A 21,557-nucleotide genomic window follows, 5' to 3' on the forward strand; every position below is an offset into this window, starting at 1 on the left:
CAACTGACATGGAACGTCTGACACGCATTCTGGCCGCACTGACCCGCTGGGGTCTGGGCCTGTGCGCGTTGATTCTGGTGTTGATGGCGTTGTACGTCAGCCTCGGCCGGGAACTCGCACCGCTCGTGGCCGAATATCGCGCCGACATCGAAGACAAGGCCAGCGCCGCTCTGGGTATGCCGTTGCAGATCGGAGAGCTTGAAGGCAACTGGAGCGGATTTGCACCGATCCTGTTGGCTCACGATGTCATGGTCGGCGACGGCGCCAATGCCTTGCGCCTGGACCGGGTGCGCGCGGTGCCGGATCTGTGGGCCAGTCTGCTGGCCCGTGAAGTGCGCATCGCTCATCTTGAACTCAACGGCCTGAAGATCAGCCTCAAGGAAGGCGAGGATGGTCATTGGGCGCTGGAAGGCCTGCCGGTGCAGCAGGATCAGCCGATGGATCCCGAGCAACTGTTCAATCGCATGCAAATGGTCCAGCAACTGTCGGTGCTCGACAGTCAGGTGACCTTGCTGCCGCTGGACCAGGCGCCGCTGACGCTCACTTATGTCGGACTCAATCTCAAGACAGGTGCCAATCGGCAACGCCTCGACGCTCGGCTGACATTGCCCGACGGACACCCCGTGGCGCTGAGCCTGCGCACGCGGATTCGTCCGAGTCAGTGGCAGAACAGCGAAGTGGAAGGTTATGTCAGCCTGCCGCAGAGCGACTGGTCGAAATGGCTGCCCGAGCGCATAACCCAGCAATGGAATTTCTCCGAGATCAAGGCCGGTGGCGAGCTGTGGGTCGACTGGCGCGAGGGGGCGTTGCAGAGCGCTGCGATCCGTCTCAATGCGCCGCAATTGACCGGTGCCTACGCTGAGCGCAAGCCGATCCAGATCCACAATCTGGCGCTCAACGGCTACTTCCAGCGCGGTCCCGAGGGGGCCACTGTCACGCTTGATTCGCTGGCGATGAATGTCGGTGAAACCCGCTGGGAATCCCATGTCCAGATCAAACAGACCGCCGCCACCGACAAAACCGAAGAACTCTGGCATCTGCAGGCTGACCGCCTCGACCTGACCCCGATCACACCTTTGCTCAATGCCCTCGGACCTTTGCCCCAAGGCTTCGCCACCGTGGTCGAGCGCCTGAAAGTGACCGGCGGTCTGCGTAACGTGCTGCTGGATTTCCGTCCGAATGCCACCGACGACAGCAAATTCAGCTTCGCCGCCAACCTCGATCAAGTCGGCTTCGACGCCTACCACGGCGCGCCGGCGGCACGGAATGTCAGCGGCAGCCTTACCGGCAATCTCGGCGGCGGCGAGCTGCGCATGGACAGCAAGGATTTCGTCCTGCACCTCGATCCGATTTTCGCCAAGCCGTGGCAATACATTCAGGCCAACGCCCGGTTGACCTGGAAGCTCGACAAAGAAGGTTTCACCCTGATCGCGCCGTACCTGAAGGTGCTCGGCGAAGAGGGCAAGATTGCCGGCGATTTCCTGATCCGTCTGCATTTCGATCATACCCAGGAAGACTACATGGACCTGCGGGTCGGTCTGGTGGACGGTGATGGTCGTTACACCGCCAAGTACCTGCCCGAAGTCTTGAGCCCGGCCCTCGACGAGTGGCTGCGCTCGGCGATTCTCAAAGGCTCGGTGGAACAGGGGTTCTTCCAGTACCAGGGCTCACTGAACAAGGGGGCCGGAGACGCGGACCGCAGCATCAGCCTGTTTTTCAAGGTGCACGACGCCGAGCTGGCGTTCCAGCCAGGCTGGCCGCACGTGAGCAAGGTCAGCGGCGACGTGTTCATCGAAGACAGCGGGGTACGGATCGTCGCCAGCGAAGGCCAGTTGCTCGACACCCGGGTCAACGATGTCTTCGTCAACATCCCCCATGTGCCGAGCGGCGAGCACAGCCACCTGTTCCTCGATGGCGGGTTCGCCGGAGGCCTGGGCGACGGCCTGAAGATTCTTCAGGAAGCGCCGATCGGCACTGCCGACACTTTCGCTGGCTGGGAAGGCGATGGCGATCTGCAAGGCAAGCTCAAACTGGATGTACCGTTGGCCAAGGGCGATCAGCCGAAAATTCTTGTGGACTTCAAAACGGCCAATGCGCGATTGAAACTGGCCGAGCCGAAGCTGGAGCTTAGCCAGCTCAAGGGCGATTTCCGTTTTGACAGCACCAAGGGCCTGAGCGGCCAGAACATCAGTGCCCGGGCCTTCGACAAACCGGTCACCGCACAGATTTTCGCCGATGGCGGCCCCGGCAAGCTCAAGACTCGCGTGGCGGCGTCAGGGCAGGTCGAGGTCAAGAAACTCACGGACTGGCTGAGTGTGACTCAGCCGTTGCCGGTATCCGGGACGATTCCTTATCAGCTGCAAGTGAATCTTGACGGTGCCGACAGTCAATTGATGGTCAGTTCCAATCTGAAAGGGGTGGCGGTGGACCTGCCCGCTCCGTTCGGCCTGAACGCCAGCACCGGGCGTGACACGGTGTTCCGCATGACGCTGCAAGGGCAGGAGCGGCGCTACTGGGTCAACTACGATCAATTGGCCAACTTCACCTTTGCGGCGCCACCGAACAGTTTCGCCGATGGTCGAGGCGAGTTGTTTCTCGGTGTCGGCGAGGCGGTACTGCCTGGCAACAAAGGCTTGCGGGTGCGCGGCGTGTTATCCGAGCTGGACGTCAAACCCTGGCAGGATCTGGTGGAAAAATACGCCGGACAGGATCCCGGCGGCAGTGCCAAGCAATTGCTCAGCAGTGCGGACTTCAAGGTCGGCAAGCTCACGGCGTTCGGCACAACACTGGATCAGGCGGCGGTGCAATTGAACCGCAAGCCCGATGCCTGGGCCCTGGCGCTCGACAGTCAGCAAGCCAAAGGCACGGCGAGCTTGCCCGATGCCAAGGGCGCGCCGATTGCCGTCAATCTGCAATACGTGCGACTGCCGGCGCCGGATCCATCGGTCCAGGCCGACGAAAATTCACCGGACCCGTTAGTCTCGGTCGATCCAACCAAAATCCCGGCGCTGGACATCACCGTCAATCAGCTGTTTCTGGGGCCGGATCTGGTCGGTGGCTGGTCACTGAAAGTGCGACCGACCGCCAAAGGCATTGCCTTGAACAATCTCGATCTGGGCCTCAAAGGCATCCTGTTGCAGGGCAACGGCGGCTGGGAAGGGACGCCCGGTGCCACGACCAGTTGGTACAAGGGCCGGATCGGCGGCAAGAACCTCGCCGATGTGCTCAAGGGCTGGGGCTTTGCGCCAAGCGTGACCAGCGAAGAATTCCACATGGACGTCGACGGACGTTGGCCGGGTTCGCCGGCATGGCTGGCCACCAAGCGTTTCTCCGGCTCGCTCGATGCGTCGCTGAACAAGGGCCAGTTCGTCGAAGTCGAGGGCGGTGCCCAGGCGTTGCGAGTGTTCGGTCTGCTCAATTTCAACTCCATCGGTCGCCGGTTGCGTCTGGACTTTTCCGACCTGTTCGGCAAAGGCTTGAGCTATGACCGGGTCAAGGGATTGCTGGTAGCGAACAATGGCGTTTACGTGACGCAGGAGCCGATCAAGCTCACCGGGCCGTCGAGCAATCTGGAACTCAATGGCACGCTGGATCTGGTCGGCGATCAGGTCGACGCCAAATTGTTGGTGACCTTGCCGGTGACCAACAACCTGCCGATCGCCGCGCTGATCGTCGGTGCTCCGGCGGTCGGTGGGGCGCTGTTCCTGATCGACAAGCTGATCGGTGACCGCGTGGCGCGGTTCGCCAGCGTCAAATACACCGTCAAAGGCCCGTGGAAAGAGCCGAAAATCACCTTCGACAAGCCTTTTTGAACAGCCAGCCCCTGAACCGATGGAGTAGCATGGCCGCATACCTCTTGCGGAGTGCGCCATGTCTTTAGCGGTGATTCAAATGGTCAGCCAGAGCGATGTGCTGGCCAATCTGCGCGATGCCCGACGTTTGCTCGAACAAGCGGCCAACGCTGGCGCGAAGCTGGCGGTACTGCCGGAAAACTTCGCCGCCATGGGCCGTCGCGACATCGCCGATATCGGCCGCGCCGAAGCCCTCGGTGAAGGCCCGATCCTGCCGTGGTTGAAACAGACCGCCCGCGACCTCAAGTTATGGATAGTGGCCGGCACCTTGCCGTTGCCGCCCGTGGGGCAGCCCGAAGCCAAGTCTCATGCCTGCTCGTTGTTGGTAGACGATCAGGGCGAATTTGTTGCCCGCTATGACAAGTTGCACCTGTTCGATGTGGACGTGGCGGACAATCGCGGCCGTTACCGCGAATCCGATGACTATGCTTACGGCAGTGGTGTGGTCTTGGCGGATACCCCGGTCGGCCGGCTCGGCCTGACGGTGTGTTACGACCTGCGTTTCCCGGAGTTGTACAGTGAGCTGCGGGCTGCCGGGGCTGAGCTGATTACCGCGCCGTCGGCTTTCACCGCTGTGACAGGGGCGGCGCACTGGGATGTGTTGATTCGCGCACGGGCTATTGAAACCCAGTGCTATGTGCTGGCGGCCGCTCAAGGCGGGACACATCCAGGGCCGCGGGAAACCTTTGGCCACGGGGCGATTGTCGATCCGTGGGGGCGCGTGCTGGCGCAGCAGGAACAAGGCGAAGCCGTGTTGCTGGCCGAGCGTGACAGTGACGAACAGGCGTCCATCCGGGCGCGCATGCCGGTGACGAATCATCGGCGGTTTTTTTCGCAGGGCGCCCAGCGACCTGCTTCAGAACACGAATTTAAGGCGTAAAACCTATGAGCGAGTTGTTGTCCTCAGTCAGTGATCACCTGTTGGCGCCCGGCGGCGTGACGATCGAGAGCCTGCAAGGCGTGCTCGGTGATCTGGCGGGTCCAGGCATCGATGCGGCCGACCTGTATTTCCAGGGGCAGATTTCCGAGTCCTGGTCGCTGGAAGACGGCATCGTCAAGGAAGGCAGTTTCAACCTCGACCAGGGTGTCGGCGTGCGGGCCCAGTCCGGGGAGAAAACCGGTTTTGCCTACAGCAACGCGATCACCCTCGAAGCGCTCGGCGCGGCGGCCCGTGCGGCTCGTTCGATTTCTCGCGCCGGGCAGAACGGAACGGTGCAGGCGTTCAGCACCCAGGACGTCGCCCAGTTGTATGCGCCGGACAACCCGTTGGAAGTGCTGAGCCGCGCTGAAAAAGTTGAACTGCTCAAGCGCATCGACGTGGCGACTCGCGCCCTCGACCCGCGTATCCAACAGGTCAGCGTGAGCATGGCCGGGGTCTGGGAGCGGATTCTGGTGGCTTCAACCGATGGCGGTCTGGCTGCCGACGTGCGGCCGCTGGTGCGTTTCAACGTCAGTGTGATCGTCGAGCAGAATGGCCGTCGCGAGCGCGGCGGACACGGCGGTGGCGGGCGTACCGACTACCGTTATTTCCTCGCCGAAGACCGCGCCATGGGCTATGCCCGTGAAGCGTTGCGCCAGGCGCTGGTGAATCTGGAAGCGATTCCGGCACCGGCCGGCACCTTGCCGGTGGTTCTGGGGTCGGGCTGGTCCGGTGTGCTGCTGCACGAAGCGGTCGGCCATGGTCTGGAAGGCGATTTCAATCGCAAGGGCAGTTCGGCCTACAGCGGTCGCATGGGCGAAATGGTTGCATCCAAACTTTGCACCATCGTCGATGACGGCACGTTGGCCGGTCGTCGTGGTTCCCTGAGCGTCGACGACGAAGGTACCCCGACCGAGTGCACTACGCTGATCGAAAACGGCGTGCTCAAGGGCTACATGCAGGACAAGCTCAATGCGCGCCTGATGGGCGTAGCCCGCACGGGCAACGGTCGCCGCGAATCCTACGCGCACCTGCCGATGCCGCGGATGACCAATACCTACATGCTCGGCGGCCAGAGCGATCCGGCGGAAATCATCGCGTCGGTGAAGAAAGGCATCTACTGCGCCAACCTCGGTGGCGGTCAGGTCGACATCACCAGCGGCAAGTTCGTGTTTTCCACCAGCGAGGCTTACCTGATCGAGGACGGCAAGATCACCGCGCCGGTCAAAGGCGCGACGTTGATCGGCAATGGTCCGGAAGCGATGAGCCGGGTGTCGATGGTCGGTAACGATCTGGCGCTGGACAGCGGTGTGGGCACATGCGGCAAGGACGGGCAGTCGGTGCCGGTGGGTGTCGGTCAGCCGACCCTGAAAATCGATGCGATCACCGTGGGTGGCACGGGCGCATAAGAAGGGATGGAGCTTCGGGTGGCGCGCAGTGCGGCCACCCGGTGGCGAATATCAGCGCAGACCGCGTTGAGTCTCGTCCAGCTCACGGATGTACTTGAAGATCTTGCGGCTCGAGGCAGGAGGTTTGTTTTGCGCAACCTCGTGCTGGGCCTGACGGATCAGGGAACGCAGTTGCTGGCGGTCGGCGTCCGGGTAATCGACGACGAATTTCTCCAGCACGGCATCGTCACCGGCGATCAGGCGGTCACGCCAGCGTTCGAGGTTGTGGAAACGCTCGTTGTACTGACGGGTCGAGGCATCGAGTTGATCGAGCAAGGTGAGAATGGCGTCAGTGTCCTGATCGCGCATCAGTTTGCCGATGAACTGCAAGTGCCGTTTACGCGCGATGTTCGCGGTGTGCTTGGGCGCATCGGCCAGGGCCCGGCGCAAAGCGTCGGTCAATGGCAGTTTCGCCTGCAAGTCGGGCTTGAGCGTTGTAAGGCGCTCGCCAAGGTCAACCAGAGCATGCAGCTCGCGTTTGACCTGGGATTTGCTTTTTTCTCCCGTATCGAGGGAGTCGTCGTAAGAATCAACCATGGTGGCAGTCCGCAAAGAAACGCCGCCATGATAACCAGTCGGGGGCCGCTTGTCCGGCCCGGTCGCTCGAAGGCCCCAGCCGAAAGCAGAATTTGAGTGGAGATGAGCATGAGTGCAGTTGAAAGCGTCGGCCCACAGGCATTGCCGGCACTGCAGGAACAGGTCGAGCAGATCATCGCCGAAGCCAGGCGTCAGGGCGCCAGTGCCTGCGAAGTGGCGGTGTCGCTGGAGCAGGGGCTGTCAACCTCCGTGCGTCAACGTGAGGTAGAAACGGTCGAGTTCAACCGCGATCAGGGCTTTGGCATCACGTTGTACGTCGGCCAGCGCAAGGGGTCTGCCAGCACGTCTGCCACCGGGCCGGATGCGATTCGCGAGACTGTCGCCGCGGCGCTGGCGATTGCCAGGCACACCTCGGAAGATGAAGCCTCGGGGCTGGCGGATGCCGCCCTGATGGCCCGGGATATTCAGGATTTCGACCTGTTCCACCAATGGGACATCACTCCGGAGCAGGCCATCGAAAAGGCGTTGCTCTGTGAAGCGGCGGCGTTCGACGCCGATGCCCGCATCAAGAATGCCGATGGCACCACGTTGAGCACTCATCAGGGCTGCCGTGTGTATGGCAACAGCCACGGTTTCATCGGCGGTTATGCTTCGACCCGACACAGCCTGAGCTGCGTGATGATCGCCGAGGCCGATGGCCAGATGCAGCGCGATTATTGGTATGACGTGAACCGCCAGGGCAGTTTGCTGGCGGATCCGGTGAGCATTGGTCAGCGTGCGGCACAGCGAGCGGCGAGCCGTCTGGGCGCGCGTCCGGTACCGACCTGCGAAGTGCCTGTACTGTTTTCGGCGGAATTGGCGGGTGGGTTGTTCGGCAGCTTCCTGTCGGCCATTTCCGGCGGCAGTCTGTACCGCAAATCGTCGTTCCTCGAAGGCACCCTGGGCCAGAAGCTGTTCCCGGAATGGCTGACCATCGACGAACGCCCGCACCTGATGCGTGCCATGGGCAGTGCTTCCTACGATGGTGACGGTCTGGCGACCTATGCCAAACCGTTCGTCGAGAAAGGCGAGCTGGTGTCGTACATCCTTGGCACCTATTCCGGTCGTAAACTCGGTATGCCGAGCACCGCCAACGCGGGCGGCGTACACAACCTGTTCGTCACTCATGGTGATGAAGACCAGGCTGCCTTGCTGCGGCGTATGGGGCGTGGACTGCTGGTCACCGAGTTGATGGGCCATGGTTTGAACATGGTGACCGGTGATTACTCGCGCGGTGCGGCGGGTTTCTGGGTCGAGAACGGTGAGATCCAGTTCGCGGTGCAGGAAGTGACCATCGCCGGCAACATGCGCGACATGTTCAAGCAGATCGTCGCAGTCGGTAATGATCTGGAGCTGCGCAGCAACATTCGCACCGGTTCGGTGTTGATCGAGAAGATGACTGTCGCGGGCAGCTAAGTTTCCGACAGGCAAACAAAAGGCGCGCCACCCAATCCGGTGGCGCGCCTTTTTTGTGTCTGCAAATTTTTTCGGATGGACAAGGCCGCTGAAAAGCTACGCTTGTTTTGGTTCTCATTATCATCTAATAATAAATCTCATTATCGGATGAGCCCAGGATCATGAGTTCTGCCTTGCACGAGCAGCCGTACCTCGAAAGCTGGCGCTGGATGAGTCGCCAGATCCGTTGCGCGATGGACCCGGACGAACCGCGCCTGATCGAGCACTACCTGGCCGAAGGCCGGTATCTGGCCTGCTGCACGGCGACCTCGCCCTGGACTGTCGCTGAAACCTCTTTCCGCCTGCTGCTCGACACGGCCACCGACATCGCTCTGCCGTGGCACTGGCGCAGTCTCTGTCTCGATCAGGCCTGGCGCCCATTGCGTGAAATGGAGCGCCTGACGCTGTGCAAATGCCGGCTCAAACGCTGGCAAAGCTACGCCTGGCAACTCGCCACTTGCGAGTTGCAACCCTCGATTCCCCTTATTGAACTGGTGCAAGGATTTTCAGATGACCAAGACACGTATTGAGCGCGACAGCATGGGCGAACTGCAGGTGCCGGTGGACGCTCTCTACGGCGCGCAGACCCAGCGTGCAGTGGATAACTTCCCGATCAGCGGCAAACCGATGCCGACCTCGTTCATCCGTGCGCTGATTCTGGCAAAAGCCGCTGCCGCACGGGCCAACGTCGAACTCAGCCAGCTCAGCGCCGCTCAAGGCAAAGCCATCAGCGATGCCGCCCAGGGTCTGCTCGAAGGCGACTTCATGCAGCATTTCCCGGTGGATATCTTCCAGACCGGTTCCGGCACCAGCTCCAACATGAACGCCAACGAAGTGATCGCCACCCTGTCCAGTCGCCTGCTCGACGAGCCAATCAATCCTAACGATCACGTCAACTGCGGGCAGAGCAGCAACGACATCATCCCGACCACCATCCACGTCAGCGCCGCACTGGCGCTGCACGAGCAGTTGCTGCCGGCCCTGCTGCATCTGGTACAAGTCATCGAGCGCAAGGCCGAACAGGTGCATCACCACGTCAAGACCGGCCGTACTCACTTGATGGACGCCATGCCGGTGCGCATGAGCCAGGTACTCAACGGTTGGGCGCAGCAGCTCAAGGCCAATATCAGTCACCTGCAGGATTTGCTGCCAAGCCTGCAATCCCTGGCTCAGGGCGGCACGGCGGTCGGCACCGGAATCAACGCGCATCCGGAATTCGCTGCGCGTTTCAGCCGCCAATTGAGCCAACTGACCAACGTGCAATTCACCCCGGGCAAGGACCTGTTCGCGCTGATCGGCTCGCAGGACACAGCCGTGGCCGTGTCGGGTCAGCTCAAGGCCACCGCCGTCTCGCTGATGAAAATCGCCAACGACCTGCGCTGGATGAACTCCGGCCCGCTCGCCGGCCTTGGCGAAATCGAACTGGAAGGCTTGCAGCCGGGCTCGTCGATCATGCCGGGCAAGGTCAATCCGGTGATTCCGGAAGCCACTGCGATGGTGGCGGCGCAAGTCATCGGCAACGATTCGGTGATCACCATCGCCGGTCAGTCAGGCAACTTTGAACTGAACGTGATGCTGCCGATCATCGCTCAGAACCTGTTGAGCAGCATCGAATTGCTGGCCAACGCCAGCCGTCTGTTGGCCGACAAGGCCATCGCCAGTTTCAAGGTCAACGAGTCGCGCCTCAAGGAAGCGCTGTCGCGCAACCCGATTCTGGTCACAGCGCTCAACCCGATCATCGGTTACCAGAAAGCCGCGGAAATCGCGAAGCAGGCCTACAAACAGGGCCGTCCGGTGATTGACGTTGCGCTGGAACACACCGACCTGTCGCGCAGCCAGCTGGAAGAGTTGCTCAATCCCGAGAAACTCACCGCCGGCGGCGTGTAAGCACCGCAATCGCTTTGGAGGTTCACCATGGAGCACTGGAAACGCACGATCGAACGGGCCAATCGCTGCTTCATGCTGGGCGAACTGATCGACGCCCGCGAGGCCTATCTGCAAGCGCTGGCCCTGGCCCAGGTGCTGTTCGAGCGCTGGGGCGATGCCGACGAAGCGGTAGCGGCCTGCGTTATTTCCCATCACAACCTGGCCGACCTGCATCTGCGCCTGAACCAGCCGGAGGAGAGCGCCGAATACCTGTGCGCGATCCACCAGCGCCTGTTGCAGACCATGCAGGATGAGCGTCTGCGCCCGGCGCTGCGTGAAGCGGCGCTGCGCCAGAGCAGCAAGACCTATGTCGAGCTGCTCAACTTCATCAGCGAGCACGGCGAATACCCGCGCACCCAGCGTCTGCTGCACCCGGATACCGGCAATGCACGCCGCGTGCCTGCTCAATATCACCATGGAGTCCACTGATATGGCCTTTACCCTGCCAGCACTGCCTTATGCCTACGACGCACTGGAACCGCACATCGATGCGCAGACCATGGAGATTCATTACACCAAGCATCACCAGACCTACATCAACAACCTGAACGCCGCAGTCGAGGGCACTGAATACGCCGAGTGGCCGGTGGAAAAGCTGGTGGCCAGCGTTCAGCAACTGCCGGAAACGTTGCGTGCGGCGGTCATCAACCAGGGCGGGGGGCATGCCAACCATTCGCTGTTCTGGGAAGTGATGGTGCCCAACGGTGGGGGCAAGCCGAACGGAGCGCTGGCCAGGGCGATCGATGAGCAACTGGGTGGTCTCGACAGCTTCAAGGAAGCCTTCACCAAAGCTGCGCTGACCCGCTTCGGCAGCGGCTGGGCGTGGCTCAGTGTCACTGCGGACAAGAAGCTGGTGGTGGAAAGCAGCGGTAACCAGGACAGCCCGCTGATGAGCGGCCACACGCCGATTCTCGGACTCGACGTGTGGGAACACGCCTACTACCTGCGTTATCAGAATCGCCGCCCGGAATACATCAGCGCGTTCTACAACGTGATCAATTGGCCTGAAGTCGCTGCGCGTTATCAGGCTGCGCTGGTTTAGGTCGTCTATAAAACACTCCAGGGCTGACTATGGGCACTGAAACACTGGCGATCGGAAGTGGGCGTATGTTCCGTTACGCATTCGGGTCGCTGCTGCTGTTGGCGGGCATGACCTTGCTGGTGGCTCACGGACTCGAATGGCTGAACCTGGAGCCGAAACTGTCCCGGGCATTGCAGGGCGGTGCGATCTGCGCTCTTGGTACGGCACTCGGGGCGGTTCCGGTGCTGGTGATCCGCAACATGCCTCAGGTGTTAGGCGATACGCTGTTGGGGTTTGGCGCTGGCGTGATGCTGGCGGCGACCGCGTTTTCGCTGATCGTGCCGGGGATTGCCGCCGCAGAAGGCCTGGGGCTGAGCCCTTGGGGCGCCAGTGGTCTGATCTGTTTCGGCATCATGCTCGGTGCTTTCGGCCTGTATCTGGTGGACCGCAAGTTGTCCGGCGCGTCACCGGAGATGCTGATCGGCAGTGTCGAGCATCCGGTGATTCCCCCGCGGATCTGGCTGTTCGTGTTTGCCATCATTGCCCATAACATTCCGGAAGGCATGGCCGTCGGCGTCAGCGCTGGCGGCGGCATGCAGGACGCTGACAGCCTGGCGATGGGTATCGCCTTGCAGGACGTGCCGGAAGGGCTGGTGATTGCGCTGGTGCTGGCCGGGGCAGGGATGTCGCGGGTCAATGCGTTTCTGATCGGGGCGGCCTCAGGTCTGGTCGAACCGGTGTTCGCCCTGCTGTGTGCGTGGCTGGTCAGCCTGGCGGAATTGTTGTTGCCCCTGGGATTGGCGCTGGCGGCCGGGGCAATGTTGCTGGTGGTGACCCACGAAGTGATCCCGGAGTCGCGACGCAATGGTCACGACAAGCTGGCGAGTCTGGGATTGCTGATGGGTTTCTGTCTGATGATGGTGATGGATACGGCGTTGGGATAAGTATGGCGAGAGAGACCGCTCTCGCCACAATGGACTTTCAGCCGCCTTCGTCGAAGTAGTTGTTGATCAGGGCGACGAGTGCATCCATGGCTTCCTGTTCCTGATGACCCTCGGTACTCAGGTAGATTTTGGTGCCCTTGCCGGCCGCGAGCATCATCATCGCCATGATGCTTTTGCCATCAACCGTGGTTTCGGGGGTGCGACCTACTCTGATCGTGCAGTCGGGATACTGACCCGCCACGCCCACGAACTTTGCCGACGCCCGGGCATGCAGTCCCAGTTTGTTGATGATTTCGATTTCCAGAGCAGGCATCGCGGTGTGAATCCTTTAGCTGAGGTCGCGGTGGCGGACCTGGACGTTTTTCAGGGTTTTCTGCAGGGCCTGACCCAGACGTTCGGTCAGGTAGACGGAGCGGTGATGCCCGCCGGTGCAGCCAATGGCAATGGTCACGTAGGCACGATTGCTCGCAGCGAAGCGCGGCAGCCATTTGAACAGATAGGCGTAGATGTCCTGAAACATCTCTTCGACTTCCGGCTGCGCCGCCAGATACTCGGCCACCGGCTCATCGAGCCCGGACTGTGCGCGCAGCTCCGGTTTCCAGTACGGGTTGGGCAGGCAGCGTACATCGAACACCAGATCCGCATCCACCGGCATGCCGCGTTTGAAACCGAACGACTCCACCAGAAATGCCGTGCCCGGCTCAGGCTGGTTCAGCAGCCGCAGCTTGATGGTGTCGCGCAACTGATACAGGTTCAGATTGGTGGTATTGACCTTCAGGTCGGCCAGATCGGCGATGGGGCCCAGCAGGGCGGTTTCATCGTCGATTGCCTCGGCCAGCGAACGGTTGGCGCTGCTCAGCGGGTGACGGCGACGGGTTTCCGAGAAACGCTTGAGCAGGGTTTCTTCGTCGGCGTCCAGGTACAGAACGTCGCACTGGATGTGTCGACTGCGAACTTCTTCAAGCAATTCCGGGAAGCGCGAGAGGTGGCTTGGCAGGTTGCGTGCATCGATCGACACCGCGACCAGTGGTTGAGACAGTTCAGTATGAATCAGCGCGCGCTCCGCCAGCTCCGGCAACAGGCCGGCCGGCAGATTGTCGATGCAGTAGTAACCGTTGTCCTCAAGGACATCCAGTGCGGTGCTTTTGCCCGAGCCGGAACGGCCACTGACGATGATCAAGCGCATGTTTAGTGCCCGTTTTGCTCGTCCAGGACAACCTGATACAAGGCTTCGTTAGTCGTGGCGCGACGCAGTTTCTCGCGCACTTCCTTGCGGTCGAGCATGCTGGCTATCTGGCGCAGCAGCTCCAGGTGCGCATCGGTGGCAGCTTCCGGGACCAGCAACACGAACAGCAGGTCGACCGGTGCGCCATCGATGGCATCGAAATCTATTGGGGCTTCCAGGTGCATCAGGGCACTGATGGGCGATTCACAGCCCTTGAGGCGACAGTGGGGAATGGCGATGCCGTTGCCAAAACCCGTCGAGCCGAGTTTTTCACGGGCAATCAGCGCCTCGAAGACATCTTGCATCTCCAGATCCGGGACTTCCCGGGCGATCAGGTTGGCAATTTGTTCGAGGGCTTTCTTTTTACTGCCGCCCGGCACGTTCACCAGGGAACGGCCGGGGGTCAGGATGCTTTCAAGTCGGATCATGGGGGTGGGGGTTATCGACCGGTAGCGCCCTGGAGCAGGCTCTGGGTCTTTTCCTTATGCTTTTTGAGTTGTTTATCAAGCTTGTCGGTCAGCGCGTCGATCGCTGCGTACATATCGGTATGTTCCGCGTTTGCGACGACCTCGTTGCCGGGAATATGCAGCGTGGCTTCGATTTTCTGCTTCAGCTTTTCGACGCACATCGTGACTTGCACGTTGGTGATCTTGTCGAAATGTCCCTCAAGCCTCTTGAGCTTTTGCTCAACGTACTCACGGAGAGGTTGGGTAACTTCCAGTTGGTGTCCACTGATGTTGACTTGCATACAGCTTCTCCTTCGTTGCCAGTGCATAAAGCGGCAGGCCGAAGAGCCTGCCACTGGAACGCTGTAACGTGGCTTACATCAACCGCTTGCGTTCGCTCGAAGGCGCGATTCCCAGGGATTCGCGGTACTTGGCGACGGTGCGGCGAGCCACCTGAATGCCTTGTGCCTCCAGTAAACCAGCGATCTTGCTGTCACTCAACGGCTTTTTCTGATTTTCCGCGGCGACCAGTTTCTTGATGATCGCGCGGATCGCCGTGGACGAGCATTCGCCGCCTTCGGAGGTGCTGACATGGCTGGAGAAAAAGTATTTCAGTTCATATATGCCCCGCGGGGTATGCATGAATTTTTGCGTGGTCACCCGGGAAATCGTCGACTCGTGCATACCCACCGCTTCAGCGATGTCGTGCAGCACCAGTGGCTTCATGGCTTCGTCGCCGTACTCCAGGAATCCGCGCTGATGTTCGACGATCTGAGTGGCTACCTTCATCAGGGTTTCGTTGCGACTCTGCAGACTCTTGATGAACCAGCGGGCTTCCTGCAACTGATTGCGCATGAAGGTATTGTCGGCGCTGGTGTCGGCGCGGCGCACGAAACCGGCGTATTGGGCGTTGACCCGCAGGCGTGGCACGGATTCCTGGTTCAGCTCGACGAGCCAGCGCTCGTTGTCCTTGCGCACGATCACGTCGGGTACCACGTATTCGGCTTCGGTGGACTCGATTTGCGAGCCGGGGCGCGGGTTGAGGCTCTGGACCAGTTCGATGACCTGGCGCAGTTCATCTTCCTTGAGCTTCATGCGCCGCATCAACTGGCTGTAGTCGCGGCTGCCGAGCAGGTCGATGTAATCGGTGACCAGACGCTTGGCTTCCGCCAGCCAGGGGGTCTTGGTCGATAGCTGGCGCAATTGCAGCAGCAGGCATTCACTCAGGTTGCGGGCGCCGATGCCGGCGGGTTCAAACTGCTGGATGCGGTGCAGGACGGCTTCGATCTCGTCCAGCTCGATGTCGAGTTCCGGATCGAATGCGTCGAGAATTTCTTCGAGGGTTTCATCGAGGTAGCCCTGATTGTTGATGCAGTCGATCAGGGTGACAGCGATCAGGCGGTCGGTGTCGGACATCGGCGCCAGGTTCAGTTGCCACAGCAAGTGGCTTTGCAGGCTTTCACCGGCAGAGGTGCGGGTGGTGAAATCCCACTCGTCGTCATCGCTGCTGGGCAGGCTGCTGGCGCTGGTCTGGTAGACATCTTCCCAGGCGGTGTCCACAGGGAGTTCGTTGGGGATGCGCTCGTTCCATTCGCCGTCCTCGAGATTGTCGACCGTCGGCGCGGTTTCCTGATAGGAAGGTTCCTGGATCTCGGTGTTGGGTTTCTGTTCGGCGTTGTCGGCCAGCGGGTCGGAATTGTCGAAGTCGTCGCCGTCTTCCTGGCGTTCGAGCATCGGGTTGGATTCCAGCGCCTCCTGGATTTCCTGTTGCAGATCCAGGGTCGACAATTGGAGCAGGCGGATGGCCTGTTGCAGCTGCGGTGTCATCGTCAGCTGCTGGCCCATTCTCAAGACTAGCGATGGTTTCATGGCAGGGGCTTAACACCTTATTCGCCGGCGCTATGCGCCATCCACTACAGGGCGCCGGAGCGCCAAACTTAAGCAAATTATATGCCTGAAACTGTCGTGTTTGCCTAGAGCGCTGTAACAATAAAAGCCTATAAAAATGCGCTTCAACGTTACAGCACCCGGACGGCCGCTCGAATACCGTCGCGCTTACAGGCGGAACTCGTGACCCAGGTACACTTCCTTCACCAGATCGTTGGCGAGGATGGTCGCGGAGTCGCCTTCGGCAATCAGTTGGCCGTCGTTGACGATGTAGGCTGTTTCGCAAATATCCAGCGTCTCGCGGACGTTGTGGTCGGTGATCAGCACACCGATGCCCTTGGCCTTGAGGTGGTGGATGATCTGCTTGATGTCGCCCACGGAGATCGGGTCGACACCGGCGAATGGTTCGTCGAGCAGAATGAACTTCGGCGCCGTAGCCAGTGCGCGAGCGATCTCCACGCGGCGGCGCTCACCACCGGACAGGCTCATGCCGAGGTTGTCGCGAATGTGGCTGATGTGGAATTCCTGCAGCAGGCTTTCCAGCTCCTTGCGACGACCGGCCTTGTCGAGCTCCTGACGGGTTTCGAGGATGGCCATGATGTTGTCGGCGACCGACAGTTTGCGAAAGATCGACGCTTCCTGCGGCAGATAACCGATACCGGCTTTCGCGCGACCGTGCATGGGCTGGTGACTGACGTCCAGGTCGTCGATCAGTACGCGACCCTGATCGGCCTGAACCAGGCCGACGATCATGTAGAAGCACGTGGTCTTGCCGGCGCCGTTCGGGCCGAGCAGACCGACGATCTGACCGCTGTCAATCGACAGGCTGACGTCGCGCACGACCTGGCGGCTTTTATAGGCCTTGGCCAGGTGCTGAGCTTTCAGAGTTGCCATTACTGGGTTTTCTCGTCGGTTTTCTTCTTCGGCTGGATCACCATGTCGATGCGCGGACGCGCTTCGGTGACCTTGCTGCCAGTGGCTCGACCGGCGCTGGCCAGTTTTTTCACCGTGTCATAGACGATTTTCTCGCCCTGAGTGGTGTTGTTGTCCTTGTCGACGACTTTTGCCTTGTCGATCAGCACGACGCGGTTCTGCGCAGCGTGGTACTGAATCGTCACGCCCCAGCCCTGGACGGGTTTGGCATCACCGGCAGTCTGCAGCTGCTCGAAGTAGGCGAGGTTGCCCACCGAAGTCACGACGTCGATGTCACCGTTAGGCGCGCGGGTCATGGTCACGGTGTTGCCTTTGACGATCATCGAACCCTGGGTGATGATCACATCGCCCTTATAGGTCGCGATGCCATTCTTGTCATCGAGCTGAGCGTCGTCAGCCTGGATGCGGATCGGTTGCTGACTATCGTTCGGCAGAGCCCAGGCGCTCACGCTTCCCAGTGCTGCGCCCAGACTGAGCAAAATAGGGAGGGTTTTAACGAGCCTCATACTGTCCTCTTACGTTCGATAGCAGGTGTATCCTGCTTTCCTTCAAATACGCTTTCATTCCCACGCCGGTCGATACACCGCCAGCGCCGTCGATTCTAACGGGTTGCTGGGTCTGCGCATATTGCTGCTGAGGGAACACCGTCATTCGGGTGCTGGTGATCAGGGTGTCGCGGTTCTTTTCGTCGGTACGCTTGATCCGGACCGAGTCGATCAGTTCGACTTCGGTGCCTCCGGAGTTCACTTCGCCGCGCTCGCTGGTCACGTGCCACGGGAAGTCGGTGCCGCGGTACATGTTCAGGTCGGGCCGGGTGACCAGTGTAATGTCGGTCGCCTTGACGTGCTCGGCCTTCTCGGACGTCATTTCGTACTGCACCTTGCCATCTTCCAGATACTGCAAGGTGTGGGTGTTGGTCGCGTACCAGTCGATCGGGCTTTCTGCTGCGGAGACAGGAGGCTTGTCGAGGAAGCGTTCCGGGCTGATGTTCCAGTAGCCGACTGCGCCGAAAATCGCAGCGATGCAACCGAACAGCAGTATGTTGCGAATTTTTTTGCTAAACATGGTTTGACTCACAGGTACGCGTTGTTGGCGGCATCGAGGCTGCCCTGGGCGCGCAGGATCAGTTCGCAGAATTCGCGGGCGGCACCTTCGCCACCGCGGGCCTGAGTGACGCCGTGAGCGTGCTCGCGCACAAAGGCCGCGGCGTTGGCTACAGCCATGCCGAGTCCCACTCGACGGATCACCGGCAGGTCGGGCAAGTCGTCGCCGAGGTAAGCCACTTGTTCATAGCTTAGGCCCAGTTGCTCCAGAAGACCGTCGAGAACCACCAGTTTGTCTTCACGACCCTGAAACAAGTGCGGGATACCCAGGTTCTTTGCCCGACGCTCGACCACCGGAGTCTTGCGACCGCTGATAATGGCGGTCTGTACGCCGGCGTTCATCAACATCTTGATGCCCTGGCCATCGAGGGTATTGAACGTCTTGAATTCGCTACCGTCTTCAAGGAAGTACAGGCGCCCGTCGGTGAGAACACCGTCGACGTCGAAAACCGCCAGTTTGATGGCTTTGCCGCGTTGCAGCAGATCGTTGCTCATTTACATCACTCCTGCGCGCAGCAGGTCGGAGAGGTTGAAGGCGCCGATCGGGCGATCGTCCTCGTCCACGACGACAAGTGCGTTGATTCGATGGTCTTCCATGATTTTAAGGGCTTCGGCAGCGAGCATTTCGGCGCGGGCGGTCTTGCCATGTACGGTCATCACCTGGTCGATGGTCGCGCTGTGTACATCAATGCTGCGATCCAGCGTGCGGCGCAGGTCGCCGTCGGTGAAGATCCCGGCAAGCCTGCCGTCGGCTTCGAGAATGACGGTCATGCCCAGACCCTTGCGGGTCATTTCCATCAGGGCGTCCTTGAGCAGGGTGCCGCGCTGTACCTGCGGCAGCTCTTGACCTGCGTGCATGACGTTTTCCACTTTCAGCAGCAGGCGACGGCCGAGTGCGCCACCCGGGTGGGAAAAGGCGAAATCTTCGGCGGTGAAGCCGCGGGCTTCCAGCAACGCGACGGCCAGGGCATCGCCCATGACCAGGGCGGCAGTGGTCGAGGAGGTCGGCGCCAGGTTCAGCGGGCAGGCTTCGTGCTCGACGTGAACGTTGAGATTGACCTCTGCGGCTTTGGCCAGTGGCGATTGCGGGTTGCCGGTCACGCTGATCAGCTGGATGCCCAGGCGCTTGATCAGCGGCAGCAGGGTAACAATCTCGTTGGTGGAGCCGGAGTTCGACAGGGCCAGGATCACGTCATCACGGGTGATCATGCCCATGTCGCCGTGACTGGCTTCGGCCGGGTGCACGAAAAATGCCGGGGTGCCGGTGCTGGCCAGGGTCGCGGCAATCTTGTTGCCGATGTGCCCGGATTTGCCCATGCCGACCACGACTACACGGCCCTTGCTGGCCAGAATCATCTCGCAAGCGCGTACGAAATCGGCGTCGATATGGGGCAACAAGCCTTGTACGGCTTCCACTTCGAGGCGGATGGTGCGTTGTGCCGATTGAATCAGGTCGCTGGTTTGGCTCATGTCAGAAATCGTATAGCCCGATGAAAAGGCGGCGATTATAGCGGTTATGTTGAAAAGCCTCACGCAAGTTCGTCGTGCTTTGTCATTCCTTGTTAACAAAAGCCTTCAGTTAAACGCTTGCGGCCTGTCATATCGCTGAACGTGGCCGGGGAGAGGCCTTGGGCGCTTGCCCTTTGCAGTGATATAGTTCGCCGCCAGTTCGGCCTGCCCGGGATGTAAGGGCTTTCTCCAGAAAGCCAGGCGTCCGAGTGAGAGGCTGCATCGCAAGGAGTTTAGATGAGTGCCGATAACGCCTACGCGGTCGAGCTGAAGGGAGTCTCCTTCAAGCGCGGTGCGCGGAGCATTTTCAATAACGTCGATATCCGCATCCCGCGCGGCAAGGTCACCGGAATCATGGGGCCTTCCGGGTGTGGCAAGACTACGCTGCTGCGCCTGATGGGGGCCCAGTTGCGTCCATCGAAGGGCGAGGTCTGGGTCAATGGCCAGAACCTGCCTGCGCTGTCGCGCAGCGATCTGTTCGACGCGCGCAAGCACATGGGCGTGCTGTTTCAGAGCGGCGCCCTGTTCACTGATCTCGACGTGTTCGAGAACGTCGCCTTTCCCCTGCGCGTTCATACCGAGTTGCCGGAAGAAATGATCCGCGACATCGTCCTGCTGAAATTGCAGGCCGTGGGTCTGCGGGGGGCCATCGAGCTGATGCCCGATGAGCTGTCCGGCGGCATGAAGCGTCGCGTGGCTCTGGCCCGGGCGATTGCACTTGATCCGCAGATTCTCATGTACGACGAACCGTTCGTCGGCCAGGACCCGATCGCCATGGGCGTTCTGGTGCGCCTGATTCGCCTGCTCAACGATGCATTGGGGATCACCAGTATCGTGGTTTCCCACGATCTCGCCGAAACCGCGAGCATTGCCGATTACATTTATGTCGTGGGCGATGGTCAGGTGCTGGGGCAGGGCACGCCGGATGAGCTGATGAACTCGGACGAGCCGCGAATCCGTCAATTCATGACCGGTGATCCCGACGGGCCGGTGCCATATCATTTTCCAGCGACGGATTACCGCGCAGATCTTCTGGGGAAGCGCCGCTGATGCGCAGAATTACATTAATGGAGCGTGTGCGTCGGTTTGGCCAGGCGGGGATCGACACCGTCGCGGTATTCGGGCGTTCGACCCTGTTCCTGTTTCATGCCTTGCTCGGTCGAGGCAGCATCGGTGGCAGCTTTGGCCTGCTGGTCAAGCAACTGCATTCGGTCGGTGTGATGTCGCTGGTGATCATTGTGGTCTCCGGGATTTTTATCGGCATGGTGCTGGCGCTGCAGGGGTTCAACATCCTGTCGAGCTATGGCTCGGAGCAGGCGGTGGGGCAGATGGTTGCCTTGACCCTGCTGCGTGAGCTGGGACCGGTGGTGACGGCGCTGCTGTTCGCCGGTCGTGCCGGTTCGGCACTGACGGCGGAAATCGGCAACATGAAGTCCACCGAGCAGTTGTCCAGCCTGGAAATGATCGGTGTCGATCCACTCAAGTACATCATTGCTCCGCGCCTGTGGGCCGGTTTCATTTCCCTGCCGGTGCTGGCGATGATCTTCAGCGTGGTCGGCATCTGGGGCGGTTCCTGGGTCGCGGTCGACTGGCTGGGCGTCTATGAAGGCTCCTACTGGGCGAACATGCAGAACAGCGTGAACTTCTCCAGCGATGTGCTCAATGGCGTGATCAAAAGTATCGTATTCGCCTTTGTCGTGACCTGGATCGCCGTATTCCAAGGCTACGACTGTGAACCCACTTCCGAGGGAATCAGTCGTGCCACCACCAAGACCGTAGTGTTTGCCTCGCTGGCAGTGCTGGGCCTGGACTTTATTCTGACCGCTTTGATGTTTGGAGATTTCTGATGCAAAACCGCACCCTGGAAATCGGTGTCGGCCTGTTCCTGCTGGCAGGGATCCTGGCCTTGTTGCTGCTTGCCCTGCGGGTCAGTGGCCTGTCTCCGACTTCGACCACCGATACCTACAAGCTATATGCCTACTTCGACAATATCGCCGGTTTGACGGTCAGAGCCAAAGTGACCATGGCCGGTGTGACCATCGGCAAGGTCACGGCGATCGATCTGGACCGCGACAGCTTCACCGGCCGCGTTACCCTGTTGGTGGACAAGAAGGTCGACAACCTGCCGACCGACTCCACAGCGTCTATCCTGACCGCTGGCCTGTTGGGCGAGAAGTACATCGGTATCAGCGTGGGCGGGGAAGACACCCGGCTCAAGGATGGTGGAACCATTCACGACACCCAGTCGTCACTGGTACTGGAAGACCTGATCGGTAAATTCCTGCTCAATACCGTTAGCAAAGACGCCAAATGA

At 60.5% G+C, this 21,557-nt stretch carries 23 protein-coding genes; 12 read left to right on the forward strand and 11 right to left on the reverse strand.

Going from position 1 to position 21,557, the window contains the following annotated elements; translation table 11 throughout:
• The first annotated feature begins 8 nt into the window (after positions 1 to 8).
• Genes C6Y56_RS04295 through tldD form a run of 3 tightly spaced genes read left to right on the forward strand, consistent with a single transcriptional unit; the run spans position 9 to position 6,179 of the window.
• The gene (locus C6Y56_RS04295) at positions 9 to 3,812 is read left to right on the forward strand and encodes a YhdP family protein (protein WP_169428860.1); all 3,804 of its coding nucleotides are present in this window, start codon (positions 9 to 11) and stop codon (positions 3,810 to 3,812) included.
• A 58-nt stretch (positions 3,813 to 3,870) separates the two neighbouring features.
• Positions 3,871 to 4,731 (forward strand): carbon-nitrogen hydrolase family protein, encoded by an 861-nt coding sequence (locus tag C6Y56_RS04300; RefSeq protein ID WP_169428861.1) that lies wholly within the window; start codon positions 3,871 to 3,873, stop codon positions 4,729 to 4,731.
• A 5-nt stretch (positions 4,732 to 4,736) separates the two neighbouring features.
• Positions 4,737 to 6,179 carry a metalloprotease TldD gene (tldD, locus tag C6Y56_RS04305; protein WP_085711794.1) on the forward strand — a complete coding sequence of 481 codons (1,443 nt, stop codon included), beginning with the start codon at positions 4,737 to 4,739 and terminating at the stop codon, positions 6,177 to 6,179.
• Between the two features lie 51 nt (positions 6,180 to 6,230).
• Here the strand turns inward: tldD and yjgA are convergent, their stop codons facing one another.
• A complete protein-coding gene (gene yjgA / locus C6Y56_RS04310) occupies positions 6,231 to 6,755 on the reverse strand; it encodes a ribosome biogenesis factor YjgA (protein WP_007953598.1) in 525 nt (174 codons plus the stop codon).
• A gap of 108 nt (positions 6,756 to 6,863) precedes the next feature.
• On the opposite strand from yjgA, the gene pmbA reads away from it, so the two are divergent.
• The 6 genes from pmbA to C6Y56_RS04340 all read left to right on the forward strand — a co-directional run bounded on the left by pmbA (position 6,864) and on the right by C6Y56_RS04340 (position 12,140).
• On the forward strand, positions 6,864 to 8,210 hold the full coding sequence (gene pmbA / locus C6Y56_RS04315) for a metalloprotease PmbA (protein ID WP_432760319.1): 1,347 nt from the start codon (positions 6,864 to 6,866) through the stop codon (positions 8,208 to 8,210).
• 161 nt (positions 8,211 to 8,371) lie between these two features.
• Positions 8,372 to 8,779, forward strand: coding sequence for a FagA protein (locus C6Y56_RS04320; RefSeq protein ID WP_169428863.1), 408 nt, complete (start codon positions 8,372 to 8,374; stop codon positions 8,777 to 8,779).
• The gene (locus tag C6Y56_RS04325; RefSeq protein ID WP_169428864.1) at positions 8,760 to 10,136 is read left to right on the forward strand and encodes a class II fumarate hydratase; all 1,377 of its coding nucleotides are present in this window, start codon (positions 8,760 to 8,762) and stop codon (positions 10,134 to 10,136) included. Before C6Y56_RS04320 ends, C6Y56_RS04325 begins: the two co-directional genes overlap by 20 nt.
• A 27-nt stretch (positions 10,137 to 10,163) precedes the next feature.
• Positions 10,164 to 10,604 (forward strand): hypothetical protein, encoded by a 441-nt coding sequence (locus C6Y56_RS04330; protein ID WP_169428865.1) that lies wholly within the window; start codon positions 10,164 to 10,166, stop codon positions 10,602 to 10,604.
• A gap of 1 nt (position 10,605) precedes the next feature.
• Positions 10,606 to 11,217, forward strand: coding sequence for a superoxide dismutase (locus C6Y56_RS04335; RefSeq protein WP_169432594.1), 612 nt, complete (start codon positions 10,606 to 10,608; stop codon positions 11,215 to 11,217).
• A 29-nt stretch (positions 11,218 to 11,246) separates the two neighbouring features.
• Positions 11,247 to 12,140, forward strand: coding sequence for a ZIP family metal transporter (locus C6Y56_RS04340; protein WP_169428866.1), 894 nt, complete (start codon positions 11,247 to 11,249; stop codon positions 12,138 to 12,140).
• A 37-nt stretch (positions 12,141 to 12,177) separates the two neighbouring features.
• Here C6Y56_RS04340 and C6Y56_RS04345 read toward each other — a convergent pair whose 3' ends face one another.
• From C6Y56_RS04345 to C6Y56_RS04390, 10 genes are all read right to left on the reverse strand, one after another.
• The gene (locus C6Y56_RS04345; RefSeq protein WP_169428867.1) at positions 12,178 to 12,453 is read right to left on the reverse strand and encodes an HPr family phosphocarrier protein; all 276 of its coding nucleotides are present in this window, start codon (positions 12,451 to 12,453) and stop codon (positions 12,178 to 12,180) included.
• 15 nt (positions 12,454 to 12,468) lie between these two features.
• Positions 12,469 to 13,326: an RNase adapter RapZ gene (rapZ, locus tag C6Y56_RS04350; protein ID WP_169428868.1), complete on the reverse strand. Its 858-nt coding sequence runs from the start codon at positions 13,324 to 13,326 to the stop codon at positions 12,469 to 12,471.
• A gap of 2 nt (positions 13,327 to 13,328) precedes the next feature.
• Positions 13,329 to 13,793: a PTS IIA-like nitrogen regulatory protein PtsN gene (ptsN, locus tag C6Y56_RS04355; RefSeq protein WP_169428869.1), complete on the reverse strand. Its 465-nt coding sequence runs from the start codon at positions 13,791 to 13,793 to the stop codon at positions 13,329 to 13,331.
• An 11-nt stretch (positions 13,794 to 13,804) separates the two neighbouring features.
• Positions 13,805 to 14,113: a ribosome hibernation-promoting factor, HPF/YfiA family gene (hpf, locus tag C6Y56_RS04360; RefSeq protein ID WP_007953578.1), complete on the reverse strand. Its 309-nt coding sequence runs from the start codon at positions 14,111 to 14,113 to the stop codon at positions 13,805 to 13,807.
• Positions 14,114 to 14,186: 73 nt separating this feature from the next.
• Entirely contained in the window at positions 14,187 to 15,680 is a 1,494-nt protein-coding gene (locus tag C6Y56_RS04365; RefSeq protein WP_169428870.1) for an RNA polymerase factor sigma-54, read from the reverse strand.
• Positions 15,681 to 15,866: 186 nt separating this feature from the next.
• Positions 15,867 to 16,592: an LPS export ABC transporter ATP-binding protein gene (lptB, locus tag C6Y56_RS04370; RefSeq protein WP_007953572.1), complete on the reverse strand. Its 726-nt coding sequence runs from the start codon at positions 16,590 to 16,592 to the stop codon at positions 15,867 to 15,869.
• A complete protein-coding gene (gene lptA, locus C6Y56_RS04375) occupies positions 16,592 to 17,137 on the reverse strand; it encodes a lipopolysaccharide transport periplasmic protein LptA (RefSeq protein ID WP_169428871.1) in 546 nt (181 codons plus the stop codon). Before lptA ends, lptB begins: the two co-directional genes overlap by 1 nt.
• A complete protein-coding gene (lptC, locus tag C6Y56_RS04380) occupies positions 17,124 to 17,696 on the reverse strand; it encodes an LPS export ABC transporter periplasmic protein LptC (RefSeq protein ID WP_169428872.1) in 573 nt (190 codons plus the stop codon). The genes lptA and lptC overlap by 14 nt, the downstream gene beginning before the upstream one ends.
• A gap of 8 nt (positions 17,697 to 17,704) precedes the next feature.
• Complete coding sequence (locus C6Y56_RS04385; protein ID WP_007953567.1) at positions 17,705 to 18,229, reverse strand: KdsC family phosphatase; 525 nt, start codon at positions 18,227 to 18,229, stop codon at positions 17,705 to 17,707.
• Positions 18,230 to 19,204 (reverse strand): KpsF/GutQ family sugar-phosphate isomerase, encoded by a 975-nt coding sequence (locus C6Y56_RS04390; RefSeq protein ID WP_169428873.1) that lies wholly within the window; start codon positions 19,202 to 19,204, stop codon positions 18,230 to 18,232.
• Between the two features lie 276 nt (positions 19,205 to 19,480).
• Here C6Y56_RS04390 and C6Y56_RS04395 point away from each other — a divergent pair, with 276 nt between their 5' ends.
• Genes C6Y56_RS04395 through mlaD form a run of 3 tightly spaced genes read left to right on the forward strand, consistent with a single transcriptional unit; the run spans position 19,481 to position 21,557 of the window.
• Entirely contained in the window at positions 19,481 to 20,293 is an 813-nt protein-coding gene (locus tag C6Y56_RS04395) for an ATP-binding cassette domain-containing protein (RefSeq protein ID WP_169428874.1), read from the forward strand.
• Positions 20,293 to 21,090 carry a lipid asymmetry maintenance ABC transporter permease subunit MlaE gene (gene mlaE, locus C6Y56_RS04400; protein WP_169428875.1) on the forward strand — a complete coding sequence of 266 codons (798 nt, stop codon included), beginning with the start codon at positions 20,293 to 20,295 and terminating at the stop codon, positions 21,088 to 21,090. Before C6Y56_RS04395 ends, mlaE begins: the two co-directional genes overlap by 1 nt.
• Entirely contained in the window at positions 21,090 to 21,557 is a 468-nt protein-coding gene (mlaD, locus tag C6Y56_RS04405; RefSeq protein ID WP_169428876.1) for an outer membrane lipid asymmetry maintenance protein MlaD, read from the forward strand. Before mlaE ends, mlaD begins: the two co-directional genes overlap by 1 nt.

Source organism: Pseudomonas fluorescens (assembly GCF_012974785.1).
Taxonomy (GTDB): Bacteria; Pseudomonadota; Gammaproteobacteria; order Pseudomonadales; family Pseudomonadaceae; genus Aquipseudomonas; species Aquipseudomonas fluorescens_BT.